12 protein-coding genes and 1 riboswitch are annotated in these 12,772 nt (G+C 65.4%); of the genes, 8 read left to right on the top strand and 4 right to left on the bottom strand.

Annotation, left to right across the window (positions count from 1 at the left end; all coding sequences use genetic code 11):
* The first annotated feature begins 76 nt into the window (after positions 1-76).
* Together AC0Z2B_RS20630 and grxD are read left to right on the top strand one after the other, a co-directional pair.
* Positions 77-2,167: a molybdopterin oxidoreductase family protein gene (locus AC0Z2B_RS20630; protein ID WP_476299048.1), complete on the top strand. Its 2,091-nt coding sequence runs from the start codon at positions 77-79 to the stop codon at positions 2,165-2,167.
* A 97-nt stretch (positions 2,168-2,264) separates the two neighbouring features.
* A complete protein-coding gene (grxD, locus tag AC0Z2B_RS20625; RefSeq protein WP_158154208.1) occupies positions 2,265-2,603 on the top strand; it encodes a Grx4 family monothiol glutaredoxin in 339 nt (112 codons plus the stop codon).
* 111 nt (positions 2,604-2,714) lie between these two features.
* On the opposite strand, the gene AC0Z2B_RS20620 is transcribed toward grxD, so the two are convergent.
* The 3 genes from AC0Z2B_RS20620 to purM are packed head-to-tail and all read right to left on the bottom strand — an operon-like array spanning position 2,715 to position 5,160.
* Entirely contained in the window at positions 2,715-3,425 is a 711-nt protein-coding gene (locus AC0Z2B_RS20620) for a DUF3108 domain-containing protein (RefSeq protein ID WP_416426232.1), read from the bottom strand.
* An 8-nt stretch (positions 3,426-3,433) separates the two neighbouring features.
* Positions 3,434-4,090 (bottom strand): phosphoribosylglycinamide formyltransferase, encoded by a 657-nt coding sequence (gene purN / locus AC0Z2B_RS20615; protein WP_476299068.1) that lies wholly within the window; start codon positions 4,088-4,090, stop codon positions 3,434-3,436.
* Between the two features lie 11 nt (positions 4,091-4,101).
* Entirely contained in the window at positions 4,102-5,160 is a 1,059-nt protein-coding gene (purM, locus tag AC0Z2B_RS20610; RefSeq protein ID WP_027978711.1) for a phosphoribosylformylglycinamidine cyclo-ligase, read from the bottom strand.
* 435 nt (positions 5,161-5,595) lie between these two features.
* On the opposite strand from purM, the gene AC0Z2B_RS20605 reads away from it, so the two are divergent.
* From AC0Z2B_RS20605 to AC0Z2B_RS20580, 6 genes are all read left to right on the top strand, one after another.
* Positions 5,596-6,648, top strand: coding sequence for a DUF2066 domain-containing protein (locus tag AC0Z2B_RS20605; RefSeq protein ID WP_476299046.1), 1,053 nt, complete (start codon positions 5,596-5,598; stop codon positions 6,646-6,648).
* Positions 6,649-6,687: 39 nt separating this feature from the next.
* Positions 6,688-7,761, top strand: coding sequence for an AI-2E family transporter (locus AC0Z2B_RS20600; RefSeq protein ID WP_416426228.1), 1,074 nt, complete (start codon positions 6,688-6,690; stop codon positions 7,759-7,761).
* A gap of 159 nt (positions 7,762-7,920) precedes the next feature.
* Positions 7,921-8,625, top strand: a complete 705-nt coding sequence (gene hda, locus AC0Z2B_RS20595) for a DnaA regulatory inactivator Hda (RefSeq protein WP_008374391.1) — start codon at positions 7,921-7,923, stop codon at positions 8,623-8,625.
* On the top strand, positions 8,619-9,392 hold the full coding sequence (locus AC0Z2B_RS20590; protein WP_476299044.1) for an NAD-dependent protein deacylase: 774 nt from the start codon (positions 8,619-8,621) through the stop codon (positions 9,390-9,392). The genes hda and AC0Z2B_RS20590 overlap by 7 nt, the downstream gene beginning before the upstream one ends.
* Positions 9,393-9,459: 67 nt before the next feature.
* On the top strand, positions 9,460-10,095 hold the full coding sequence (locus AC0Z2B_RS20585) for a C40 family peptidase (protein ID WP_416426224.1): 636 nt from the start codon (positions 9,460-9,462) through the stop codon (positions 10,093-10,095).
* A 112-nt stretch (positions 10,096-10,207) separates the two neighbouring features.
* Positions 10,208-10,747 carry a C40 family peptidase gene (locus AC0Z2B_RS20580; RefSeq protein ID WP_476299042.1) on the top strand — a complete coding sequence of 180 codons (540 nt, stop codon included), beginning with the start codon at positions 10,208-10,210 and terminating at the stop codon, positions 10,745-10,747.
* A 55-nt stretch (positions 10,748-10,802) separates the two neighbouring features.
* Here the strand turns inward: AC0Z2B_RS20580 and AC0Z2B_RS20575 are convergent, their stop codons facing one another.
* Complete coding sequence (locus tag AC0Z2B_RS20575) at positions 10,803-12,119, bottom strand: PQQ-dependent sugar dehydrogenase (protein ID WP_476299040.1); 1,317 nt, start codon at positions 12,117-12,119, stop codon at positions 10,803-10,805.
* A 304-nt stretch (positions 12,120-12,423) separates the two neighbouring features.
* Positions 12,424-12,651, top strand: a riboswitch (cobalamin riboswitch).
* The last annotated feature ends 121 nt before the right edge of the window (positions 12,652-12,772 follow it).

Below are 12,772 nucleotides of genomic sequence, written 5' to 3'. Positions count from 1 at the left end.
TCAGCGCGCCAAGCGTGCTGGTGCACCGGGTACTATCGTTCCATAGTCGGCTACCGCTGCCTGGACGAGACTGGCCATGACCAAGACCCTGCACCACCGCGCCTGCCACCTGTGCGAGGCCATCTGCGGCCTCAACATCGAAACCCAGGCCGACGACGCCGGGCATCTGACCATCACCTCGATCAAGGGCGACCCCCAGGACACCTTCAGCCGCGGCCACATCTGCCCCAAGGCCGTGGCCCTGCAGGACATCCAGAACGACCCCGACCGCCTGCGCCAGCCCATGCTGCGCACGGGCAGCGAATGGCAGCCGATCAGTTGGCAGGAAGCCTTCGACATGGTTGCCACGCGCCTGTGGGACCTGCAGCAACGCCATGGCCAGGACGCCGTGGCGATCTACCAGGGCAACCCCAGCGTGCACAACTACGGGCTGATGACCCACGGCAACTACTTCCTGGGCCTGCTGAAGACCCGCAACCGCTATTCGGCCACCTCGGTGGACCAGTTGCCCCATCACCTGTCCAGCTTCCTGATGTACGGGCACGGGCTGTTGCTGCCCATCCCGGATATCGATCACACCGACTTCATGCTGATACTGGGCGGTAACCCGCTGGCGTCCAACGGCAGCATCATGACCGTGCCGGACGTGGAGAAGCGCCTCAAGGCCATCCAGGCCCGTGGCGGCAAGGTGGTGGTGATCGACCCGCGGCGCAGCGAGACTGCGGCCATGGCCAGCCAGCACCTGTTCATTCGCCCCGGTGGCGATGCGGCGCTGCTGCTGGGCCTGCTCAACACCCTGTTCGAGGAAGGGCTGACCCGTGCCAGCCACCTGCCGGTGGATGGCCTGCAGGCGGTGCGCGAGGCTATCGCCGGCTTCAGCGCCGAGGCCATGAGCCCGCGCTGTGGCGTGGCCGCAGCGGACATCCGCGGGCTGGCGCGGGCGTTCGCCGGCGCCGACAAGGCCGTGTGCTACGGGCGCATGGGCGTCTCTACCCAGGCGTTCGGCACCCTGTGCCATTGGCTGGTGCAACTGATCAATCTGGTCACCGGCAACCTCGACCGCGTGGGCGGCGCCCTGTGCACCACGCCGGCGGTGGACCTGGTGGCCAACACCGGCGGCGGCCACTTCAATAGTTGGCAAAGCCGCGTCTCCGGCCTGCCCGAGTACGGCGGCGAGTTGCCGGTGTCGGCCCTGGCCGAGGAAATGCTCACCGCAGGCGAAGGGCAGGTGCGGGCGCTGATCACCGTGGCCGGCAACCCGGTGCTGTCCACGCCCAACGGCCGGCAGCTGGAACAGGCCCTCGATGGCCTGGAGTTCATGCTCAGCATCGACCTGTACATCAACGAGACCACGCGCTACGCCGACCTGATCCTGCCGTCCACCTCGGCGCTGGAAAATGACCACTACGACACCACCTTCAACCTGTTCGCGGTGCGCAACGTCAGCCGCTTCAACCGCGCGATCCTGCCCAAGCCCGACGGCGCGCTGCACGACTGGGAGATTTTCGTCGGCCTGGCCGAGGCCTTTGCCGCCCGTGCCGGCAAGCCCCTGAAGCCCACCTGGCCACCGGCGCAGCTCATCGACCGTGGCTTGCAGGCCGGGCCGTGGGGCCTGTCCCTGGCGGCCCTGGCCGAGCACCCCCACGGCCTCGACCTGGGGCCGCTGCAGCCCAACCTTGCGGCGCGCCTCAAAACCCCCGGTCAACGCATCCAGGCGGCGCCAGCGGTGCTGCTGGCAGACCTGCAGCGCTTCGCCGCGCAAGCCATGCCGGGCGCCGATGAGCTGGTGATGGTGGGGCGCCGCCACGTGCGCAGCAACAATTCGTGGATGCACAACTACCACCGCCTGGTGAAGGGCAAGCCGCGCCACCAGTTGCTGATGCACCCCGATGACCTGGCCGCCCGCGGCCTGGCGGACGGCCAGCGGGTGCGGGTGACGTCGCGGGTGGGCAGCGTCGAGGTGGAGGTGCTGGGCAGCCTGGAGATGATGCCAGGGGTGGTCAGCCTGCCCCACGGCTTCGGCCACGCGCGCCATGGTGTGCGCCTGGAAATCGCCCAGGCCCAGCCCGGCGCCAGTGCCAACGACCTGACCGACGAACGGGTGCTGGACCAGGTTTCCGGCAATGCGGCGCTGAACGGCGTGCCGGTGCGGGTGGCGGCGGCGTGAACGGCTCCATCGGCAAGGCCGAGCGCGCCGCTCGGGTTTCCGTTACAATGCGTCACCGTGTCGACCTATGAGTCGGAAAGCTAAGCCGAGGTGCTCCATGGATATCATCGAAACGATTAAAGAGCAGATTGCCAACAACACCATTCTGCTTTACATGAAAGGCTCGCCGAACGCCCCGCAGTGCGGCTTCTCGTCGAAGGCGTCGCAGTGCGTGATGCAGTGCGGCGAGAAATTCGCTTATGTGGATATCCTGCAGAACCCGGAAATCCGTGCGAACCTGCCAAAGTACGCCAACTGGCCGACTTTCCCACAGCTGTGGGTTGCCGGCGAGCTGGTTGGCGGTAGCGACATCGTTGCTGAAATGTTCGCCAACGGCGAGCTGCAGACGCTGATCAAGGCCGCTGCCGAGAAAGCCAAGGCCGGCGAAAACGCCTGATAGCCCTGCGCTTCAACAAAAAGCCCCGCTGTCTCACGACAGCGGGGCTTTTTGTTGATCCGCGAACAGGCCTGTAGCAGCGGCCAAAGGCCGCGTCCGGGGGCTACACCATCAGCTACCTTTCACCGAACGACCATCAACGGTACCGTCCTGCAGCATGATGTTGTACTCCTTGCCGTCAGTCTCGACCTGTTGCAGGCGAACCAGCAGGTAGTCCCAGTCCTTGGCGAACCACAGCACGGTGGTGCGCTTGTTCTGCGTGGGGTCACGCACGCGCTCCACCTTGATGGCGTCGACCTGGCCGGCCTTGGTGTCGACCTTCTCGGTGCCCAGCACGCGGAAGTCGTAGGTGTCGACGTCGCCGCCGTCCACCACCTGGTAGCTCATGCTCTTCTTGCCGGCGGCCACGTCACGCTGCAGGGCCAGCTGGTAGGTCGACTTGTCGAGCATGCCGCGGTTGAGCGGCACCTTGACGGCGTCGCCACGGTCGGTGCCGGTGACCATTTTCTGCGACCAGTCGAAGTCCAGGTCGGTCTTCTTCGGCTTGCCCAGGCCGCCACGTTCGAAGTGGTAGGTCTTGGGCAGCAGCGCGTCCTTGTCGACGGTGAGGGTGCTTTCCTCGGTGAGGCTGGCAATCATCATCGAGGCCTTGAAGCTCAGGGTCCAGGTGTCGTTGGCACCTTTTTCCAGGCTGCGCGAGGCGGTGCCGCTCATGGGCAGCTGTTTCCAGTCGGCGGTGTAGCTGGCCGTGAAGGGCTTCAGGTCGGCAGCGTGTACCGGCAAAGCCAGCAACGCGGCGCAGAACAGCAGGGCACGACGCATAAAATCTCCTAGGGTCGAATCAAGTGACCGCTGGCCCCGAGGGGCTTGCCGTCCAATAATGCACCGTGGGCGTCCAGACGCAAGCGTCCTTCGGCGAACCAGCGCACGGCCAGCGGATAGATCTGGTGTTCCTGGGCATGGACCCGCTGCGCCAGGGTGACCGGCGTGTCGTCCAACTGTACCGGTATTGCTGCCTGTACGACCAGTGGTCCGCCATCGAGTTCCTCGGTGACGAAATGCACGCTGCAGCCATGCTCGGCATCACCGGCCTCGATGGCGCGCTGATGGGTATGCAGGCCTTTGTACTTGGGCAGCAGGGAAGGGTGGATATTGAGCAGGCGCCCTTGATAGTGGCGCACGAAGCCTGGGCTCAGGATTCGCATGAAGCCGGCCAGCACCACCAGGTCGGGGCTGAAGCCGTCGATGAGTTCGACCAGCGCGGCGTCGAAGGCTTCGCGGCCTTCGAACGCCTTGTGGTCCAGCACGGCGGTGTCGATACCGGCGTGGCGGGCGCGTTCCAGGCCGTAGGCATCGGCGCGGTTGGAGATCACCGCGCGGATGCGGGCCGGGTGGGTCCCGGCCTGCTGGTTCACGCTATCGATCAGGGCCTGCAGGTTGCTGCCGGTGCCGGAGAGCAGCACCACTACGTTACAGCGTGCGGGCATCTGTTCGTGCATCAGTGTGCCTTGACGTTCTTCAGCTCGACCTGTGGAGCGCCTTCGGCGGCAACGCCGATCTGGCCGATGACCCATGGCTGCTCGCCAGCGTCACGCAGGGTTTGCAGGGCCACGTCGACGTGTTCCTGGGCCACGCAGATGACCATGCCCACGCCGCAGTTCAGCACGCGGTGCATTTCGTGCTCGTCGACGTTGCCTTTTTCCTGCAGCCAGTCGAATACCGCCGGGCGCTGCCAGCTGGCCACGTCAACCACGGCCTGGGCGCCTTTTGGCAGCACGCGCGGGATGTTGTCCAGCAGGCCGCCGCCGGTGATGTGGGCCATGGCCTTGACGGCGCCGGTGTCCTTGATCAGCTTGAGCAGGGGCTTGACGTAGATGCGGGTCGGGGCCATCAGCAGGTCGGTCAGTGGCTGGCCGTCCAGCTGGGTGTTCTCGATGTCGGCACCCGACACTTCGATGATCTTGCGGATCAGCGAGTAGCCGTTGGAGTGCGGGCCGGACGATGGCAGGGCCAGCAGGGCGTCACCGGTGGCGACTTTCGAGCCGTCGATGATCTCGGCCTTCTCGACCACGCCCACGCAGAAGCCGGCCAGGTCGTAGTCCTCGCCTTCGTACATGCCTGGCATCTCAGCGGTTTCGCCGCCTACCAGCGAGCAACCCGACAGTTCGCAGCCAGCGCCGATACCGGTCACTACCTGGGCGGCGGTGTCCACGTTCAGCTTGCCGGTGGCGTAGTAGTCCAGGAAGAACAGGGGCTCGGCGCCGCACACCACCAGGTCGTTGACGCACATGGCCACCAGGTCGATGCCGATGCTGTCGTGCTTGTTCAGGTTCAGTGCCAGGCGCAGCTTGGTGCCCACGCCGTCGGTGCCCGAGACCAGGACAGGCTGCTTGTAGCCGGCCGGGATCTCACAGAGGGCGCCGAAACCGCCCAGGCCGCCCATGACTTCAGGACGCGCAGTACGCTTGGCGACGCTCTTGATGCGTTCGACCAATGCTTCACCGGCGTCGATGTCTACACCGGCGTCCTTGTAGCTCAGGGAGGGTTGCTTGCTCATGATCCAGGCCTTTAGAGGGAGGGATTCGAAAAATCGACCGCAAGCGGCGGGCTGCCCGGAAATACCGTTGCCGGGTATTTCCAATCGGCCAACCGTCGTTGGTCTGCGAAGGCGCGCGATTTTATCAGGCTTGCCCCTGTGCGGCCATCCTCAGGCCGACGGGCAGGGCCAAAATTAATCCGCCCCCCCCCGTATCCATGCCTGAAATCGTGGGAGCGGGCTCTGCCCGCGAAGTAGTCAACGCGATGCATCGGCGTTTGCGGCGCGCTTTTCGCGGGCAGAGCCCGCTCCCACACAATCCGGTTCGGTGTCGTGGCGGGGGGATCTAGCAGCTATAGTAGGCGCATTACGAAAACTTCAATGGGCGGCTTGAATGTTTTGCTTGAAACTGTGGTCACAAGCCTCAGTCCGCTTATTGCCCGTCGGGAATCTTCCATGCGTCTGTGTAACTACCTTTTAGTCGGCTGCCTGTCGGTGTTCGCCCTGGCCGCTCACGCCGAAACCGTCAAGAACCTCTACCAGGTCCGCGAAACCGTGGGCGGCCAGAGCCCCGAAGAGCGCGACGCCGCCACCCAGCGCGCGCTCGAGACCCTGGTGCTGCGCCTCACCGGCGACCCCAAGGCGGTCAGCGCCGCCGGCCTTGCGGCCGTGCGCAAGGACCCGCAGCAGATCATCAGCCAGTTCGGCTACGAGGCCGGCCCGCCCGAGAGCCTGCGCGTGGACTTCGACCAGGCCAGCACCGACAACGCCCTGCGCCAGGCCGGCCTGCCCACCTGGGGCAACAACCGCCCCAGCGTGCTGGCCTGGTGGCTGAACGAAGGCACCGACGGCGCCAACCTGGTCGGCGACGGCCAGCCCACCGCCGAACCCCTGCGCCGCGCCGCCCAGCACCGTGGCCTGCCGCTGCGTTTGCCGCTGGCAGACCTGGGCGAGCAGTCCCTGGGCACCGCCAAGACCCTCGACGGCAGCGACGCCACGCCGCTGCGCGCGGCCTCCGAGCGCTACGGCGCCGACGGCCTGCTGGCGGTGCACGCCAAGCAGGAGGGCGGCAAGTGGAGCGCCCAATGGCACCTGTATCTGGGCGACCGCCCCGAGCAGGGCAAGGCCGAGGGCGACGACCCCGCCGCCCTGGCCGATGCCGTGCTGCTGGCCGTCAGCGAGCGCCTGGCGCCGCGCTACGTGGTCAAGTCCGGCGGCGGTGCCAGCACTGACATGAGCTTGCAGGTCGAAGGCATGACCCTGGACCACTACGCCACCCTGGGCCGCCTGCTTGAACCCTTCAACGCCAAGCTGAAATCCGTGGACGGTGACAAGGTGGTCTACCAGGTCAGCGGCAGCAGCGACCAACTGCGCGCGCAACTGGCCCTGGGCAAGCTCAGCGAGCTGCCGCCGGAAGCGGCACCCGTGGTCGCTACCCAGCCGCTGGCGCCTGGCGCCGCGCCAGTCCCTGCACCGCAACCTGCCCCTGGCCTGCGCTTCCATTGGTAATGCGGCGATCTTCTCTTTATATAAGGCTTGGGTGGTTTGATGACTGACATGCGTCGTTGGGTCTGGGCGGGGGCGGTGCTCCTGCTCTGCCTGTTCGTGTACTTCCTGCACCCCATCCTGTCGCCATTCCTGGTGGCGATCGTGCTGGCCTACATGGCGGATCCGCTGGTGGACCGCCTGGAAAAGGTCGGCCTGTCGCGCACCTGGGGCGTGATCGTGGTGTTCTCGCTGTTCACCCTGGTGTTCATGATTGCCTTGCTGGTGTTGGTGCCGCTGCTGGCCAAGCAGTTCGTGCGCCTGTACGAGCTGGCGCCGCAGGTGCTGGACTGGCTGCAGCACGTGGCCCTGCCGTGGGTGCAGGCCAAGCTGGGCCTGGCCGACGGCTTCTGGAAGTTCGACAAGATCAAGGCCGCGATCACCGAGCACATGGGCCAGACCACCGACATCGTCGGCGTGGTGCTGAGCCAGGCCACGGCCTCCAGCTTGGCGCTGATCGGCTGGCTGACCAACCTGGTGCTGATCCCGGTGGTGGGTTTCTACCTGCTGCGCGACTGGGACCTGATGATGGCCAAGATCCGCAGCCTGCTGCCGCGCCACCGCGAGGGCAAGATCGTCGCCCTGGCCAAGGAGTGCCACGAGGTGCTGGGCGCGTTCGTGCGTGGCCAGTTGCTGGTCATGCTGGCGCTGGGCATCATCTACGCCGCCGGCCTGATGCTGGTGGGGGTGGAGCTGGGCCTGCTGATCGGCCTGATCGCCGGCCTCGCCGCCATCGTGCCGTACATGGGCTTCATCATCGGCATCAGCGCGGCGATGATCACCGGCCTGTTCCAGTTTGGCGGCGACATCTACCCGCTGATGGGCATTGGCGCGGTATTCCTGGTGGGGCAGCTGCTCGAAGGCATGGTGTTGACGCCGATGCTGGTGGGCGACCGCATCGGCCTGCACCCGGTGGCAGTGATCTTCGCCATCCTCGCCGGCGGCGAACTGTTCGGTTTCGCCGGCGTGCTGCTGGCGCTGCCGGTGGCCGCGGTGATCATGGTGCTGCTGCGCCATGCCCATGATCTGTATAAGGAATCGGACATCTACGGCGGCCAGGAAGACCCCGACCTGTAGTGGCGCCGTGCACCCGCTGTTGCGGCAGCGGGTGTGCAAATGAATGCAAACCTTTGATTTTGCTTGTGGTCTGTTGCATTGTGCGCCCGGCGTCACGGGTATAAACTTTGCTAACTTCACACAGAGGCCCCCTGCGGTTCGCCAGAACCGTCAGCCAGCATGAAACCGATTCAGCTGCCCTTAGGTGTGCGTCTGCGTGATGACGCTACCTTCATCAATTACTATCCAGGCGCCAATGCCGCTGCACTCGGCTACGTCGAACGCCTGTGCGAAGCCGACGCCGGCTGGACCGAAAGCCTGATCTACTTGTGGGGCAAGCAGGGCGTGGGCCGTACCCACCTGCTGCAGGCCGCGTGCCTGCGCTTCGAGCAGATGGGCGAGCCGGCGGTGTACCTGCCCCTGGCGCAGCTGCTCGACCGCGGCGTGGAAATCCTCGATTACCTGGAACAGTACGAGCTGGTGTGCCTGGACGACCTGCAGGTCATTGCCGGCAAGCCCGAGTGGGAAGAGGCCATGTTCCACCTGTTCAACCGCCTGCGCGACAGCGGCCGGCGCCTGTTGATCGCCGCCTCCCATTCGCCGCGCGAGCTGGCGGTGAAACTGCCGGACCTGAAGTCGCGCCTGACCATGGCGCTGATCTTCCAGATGCGCCCGCTGTCGGACGAAGACAAGCTGCGTGCCCTGCAGCTGCGCGCCTCGCGCCGCGGCCTGCATCTCACCGACGAGGTCGGGCACTTCATCCTCACCCGCGGCACCCGCAGCATGAGCGCACTGTTCGACCTGCTGGAGCGCCTGGACCAGGCCTCCCTGCAAGCGCAGCGCAAGCTGACCATTCCCTTCCTCAAGGAAACCCTGGGTTGGTAGACCCGCAGCTGCTGGCCCGCGCCGGCGCTGCCCTGCGTGATGCCCGGCGCATCCTGGTGATTACCGGCGCCGGCCTCTCCGCCGACTCCGGGTTGCCCACCTACCGTGGCCTGGGTGGCCTGTACAACGGCACCACCAGCGAAGGCCTGCCCATCGAAAAAGCCTTGTCGGGGCCCATGCTCGAACGCGACCCGGCGCTGTGCTGGAAATACCTGGCGCAGTTGGGCGAGGCCTGCCTGGGCGCGCAACCCAATGCGGCGCACCACGCCATTGCCCAGCTGCAGAAAGCCAAGCCGGAGTGCTGGGTGCTGACGCAAAACATTGACGGTTATCACCGCCAGGCAGGAGGTCCCGACGAACGGTTAATTGAAATTCACGGGGAATTGGCGCCACTGTTCTGTCGCGCCTGTGGCGCTGTACGCGATGATTTGCGGGAAATCCTTGGTCAGCCACTGCCGCCGCGCTGCAACGTCTGTAATGGCGTTATGCGGCCTTCCGTGGTGCTTTTCGAGGAAATGCTGCCCGAGCGGGCGATTGAGGCGCTGTATCGGCAAATGGCGATTGGTTTCGAGGTGGTGCTGGTGATCGGCACCACGGCCAGCTTCCCCTACATCAACGCGCCCATCGCTGAAACCCGCGCCGCTGGCGGGTTTGCCATTGAGATCAACCCATTGCGAAGCGGGCTTTCTGCCAGCATGGACGTGTTTTTTGAGAGTAGGGCGTTAGAAGTCATGCCGAAACTGCTGAGTCACATTTTTTTCGATTGAATTTGCAAATGGATTTGATAGCGGGCATAGTCGCGTCTTCTTAACTTCTACAGACACGGTCGTGCCCATGCTAAAGCGCTTCGCACCCCTCGTGCCCCTCGCACTCGTGACCCTGCTTTTCGGCTGCGCGGCTCATACGCCGGTATCGCAGCAACAGGCTCTCAACCCGGTGACTCCACAGTCCCAGGCCCAGGCGAAAGCTGTAACCCTGAATTTCCAAGAAGAAGAGCTGGATACCGAAAAGGAACTGGCTGACTTCTCCGAGAACAGCAAGCCCTACCAGATGCCCATGCTGGCTGACAGCATCCTGGAACGCGGCAAATCGCTGATCGGCACCCGCTATCGCACCGGTGGTTCCACTGAATCGGGCTTCGATTGCAGCGGCTTCATCGGTTACCTGTTCCGCGAGGAGGCCGGCATGACCCTGCCGCGTTCCACGCGTGACATGATCAACGTCAAAGCCCCCCTGGTAGCCCGCAACAACCTCAAGCCCGGTGACCTGCTGTTCTTCAGCACCCGTGGCCGTGGTCGCGTGAGCCACGCCGGCATCTACCTGGGCGATGACCAGTTCATCCATTCCAGCAGCCACCGTAGCGGCGGCGTGCGCATCGACAGCCTCGATGACGCCTACTGGAGCAAGACCTTTATCGAAGCCAAGCGTGCCTTGGCCATGGCACCGACCACGACTATCGCACGCAAGTAAGCAGTCTGGGCGGTACTCGCAGCGGCGGCGCACTGGAAAGTGTGCCGCCGTTGCGCGTTTTCGGGAATACAAGCTAGTCTTCAACGGCAGTTGAATCAGGATGGTTCTGTTTATGTCGCTAACGGCCCGTTTCGCGCTATTACTCTTCGCAGGCCTGCTCACCGCCTGCGCTGGCCACAAGCCGCCACCTGCGCCTGCGCCGGTGTATCAACCTTTTGTTTCAGCTCCCCAGCAGCCCTTGTCCCCCCAGGCCGATGACGTCCTGATGCGAGCCATCGGGCTGGTCGGCACCCCGTACCGCTGGGGCGGCAACACGCCGGATTCGGGCTTCGACTGCAGCGGCCTGATCACCTACGTCTATCGCGACGCGGCCGGCATCAGCCTGCCGCGCTCCACGCGGGAAATGATCAGCATGCGCGCCCCCGATGTCAGCAAGGATGCCTTGCAGTCCGGTGACCTGATCTTCTTCGCCACCAGCGGCGGTTCGCAGGTCAGCCATGCCGGCATCTACGTGGGCGAGGGCCGCTTCGTGCATGCCCCGGCCACGGGCGGCACGGTGAAGCTGGACTACCTCAACAAGCCGTATTGGCAGCACGCCTACCTGAACGCCAAGCGCGTGTTGCAACCAGCAAGCCTGGCGCACAACCCATGAGTGGCACGGACGCGGCCCCGTAGCAGCGGCCGCCAGGCCGCGTCCGAACCCACCACTATTTCACGGCTGTAATCCGCCAGATCTTGTTCCCCACGTCATCGGCCACCAGCACCCCGCCCTTGTGGTCCTCGGTCACGCCAACCGGCCGGCCCATGGCCTGTTCCTTGTCGTTGAGGAACCCGGTCAGCACGTCGATCGGCTGGCCGCTGGGCTTGCCGTCCACGAACGGCACGAAAATCACCTTGTAGCCGCTGTGTGGCTTGCGGTTCCACGAACCGTGCTGGCTTACGTAGGCGCCATGGTTGAACGGCGCCGCCAGCCCGCCGCTGGTGCTGGCAAAGGTGAAACCGATGGAAGCGGTGTGCGGGCCCACGGCGTAGTCCGGGGCGATGGCCTTGGCCACCAGTGCCGGGTTCTGGGGGCTGACGCGGTTGTCGATGTGCTGGCCGTAGTAGCTGAACGGCCAGCCATAGAAGCCGCCGTCCTTCACCGAGGTGATGTAGTCAGGCACCAGGTCGCTGCCGATCTCGTCGCGTTCGTTCACTGACGTCCATAGCTGCCCGGTCTGCGGCTCGAACCCCATGCCGTTGGGGTTGCGCAGGCCCGAGGCATAGATGCGGTGCTCGCCGCTGGTGCGGTCCACCTCCCAGATCGCCGCGCGGCCTGCTTCCTTGTCCAGGCCGTTCTCGCCGACGTTGCTGTTGGAGCCCACGGTGACGTACAGCTTGTTGCCCGAGGGGCTGGCGATGACGTTCTTGGTCCAGTGGTGGTTGAGCGGCCCGCCCGGCAGATCCGTCACCTTGGTGCCCTGGCCGCTGATGGCGGTGGCGCCGGTGTCGTAATGGAAGCGCAGCAGGGCATCGGTGTCGGCCACGTACAGGTCGCTGCCCACCAGGGTCATGCCGAACGGCGAGTTGAGGTTGGCGATGAACACCGTGCGGGTGTCGGCCACGCCGTCGCCGTTGGTGTCGCGCAGCAGGGTGATGCGGTTGGCGCTGGGCACCCCGGCGCCGGCCTTGCCCATGACCTTCTTCATCACCCAGCCCTTGATGCCCTTGGCGTCCTCGGGCTTGGGCGGCGCGTTGGTCTCGGCCACCAGCACGTCGCCGTTGGGCAGCACGTACAGCCAGCGCGGGTGGTCCAGGCCCTCGGCGAAGGCGGCCACCTGGGTGCCCTTGGCCGGCTGGGGTTTCTCGCCGTCGGGCCAGCCTATGGCGTCGGCGATGTTCACCGTGGGGATCAGCGTCTTGTTCGGCGCTGGCAGCTGCGGGTGCGGGCCGGTGCCGTCGGCCACCTTCAGGGTCGAGGACTCGCCGCAGGCCAGCAGCGTGCTGGAGGCGAGGATGATCAGGGCCAGGCGGGTCTTGTGCATTGTAATTGCTCGCTGAGGCGGAGGTATGTGCTGTAGAGGGGCGGGGTAGGGCAGTGGTTCCAATAAAACCCCGCAGCAGCAACTGTCTTGAAACGGCGTCGTCTGCATCGCGACTAAAGTCGGCTCCTACGCCGTTCGTGGTAGGAGCCGGCCTTGGCCGCGATGCAGGCGACGCGATCGACAAAGGTGCACGCGCTCCGTAGCAGCGGCCGAAGGCCGCGCCAGGGCCGGACGCCGCCTGGCGGCAGCTGCTACAGGGGAGGTATGGCGAGCTTTAATTGACCTCCCACCCCCAACCCTCTAACCTTCCCGGCGTGTTTCAGGTGCCTTGCAGCCCCACGGCTGGCAGGGTGAAACAGGGAAGCCGGTGAGCCGCCGCAGGCGTGCGAGCCCGGCGCTGCCCCCGCAACGGTAAATGAGTCAAGGTCGCGCATGGCGCCACTGGGCCGAATTGGCTCGGGAAGGCGCGTGGCCCCGGGTGTGCATGCCCCCGCTCATGAGTCCGGAGACCGGCCTGGAACCCTTCTTGGCAAGCCGCTGGCTTGCCGGTCCCCTTTTGTTCTGTCGCGCGGGTGAGAGCGGCATTGACGAGTCTGTGCTGCGCCCGTCCGGGCGGCGGCTTTTCGTCGATGTCGCCTGTGTGCAGGTGTAGC

The organism is Pseudomonas sp. GYB4201 (assembly GCF_056312595.1).
This window is presented reverse-complemented; position numbering and strand designations above follow the sequence as displayed.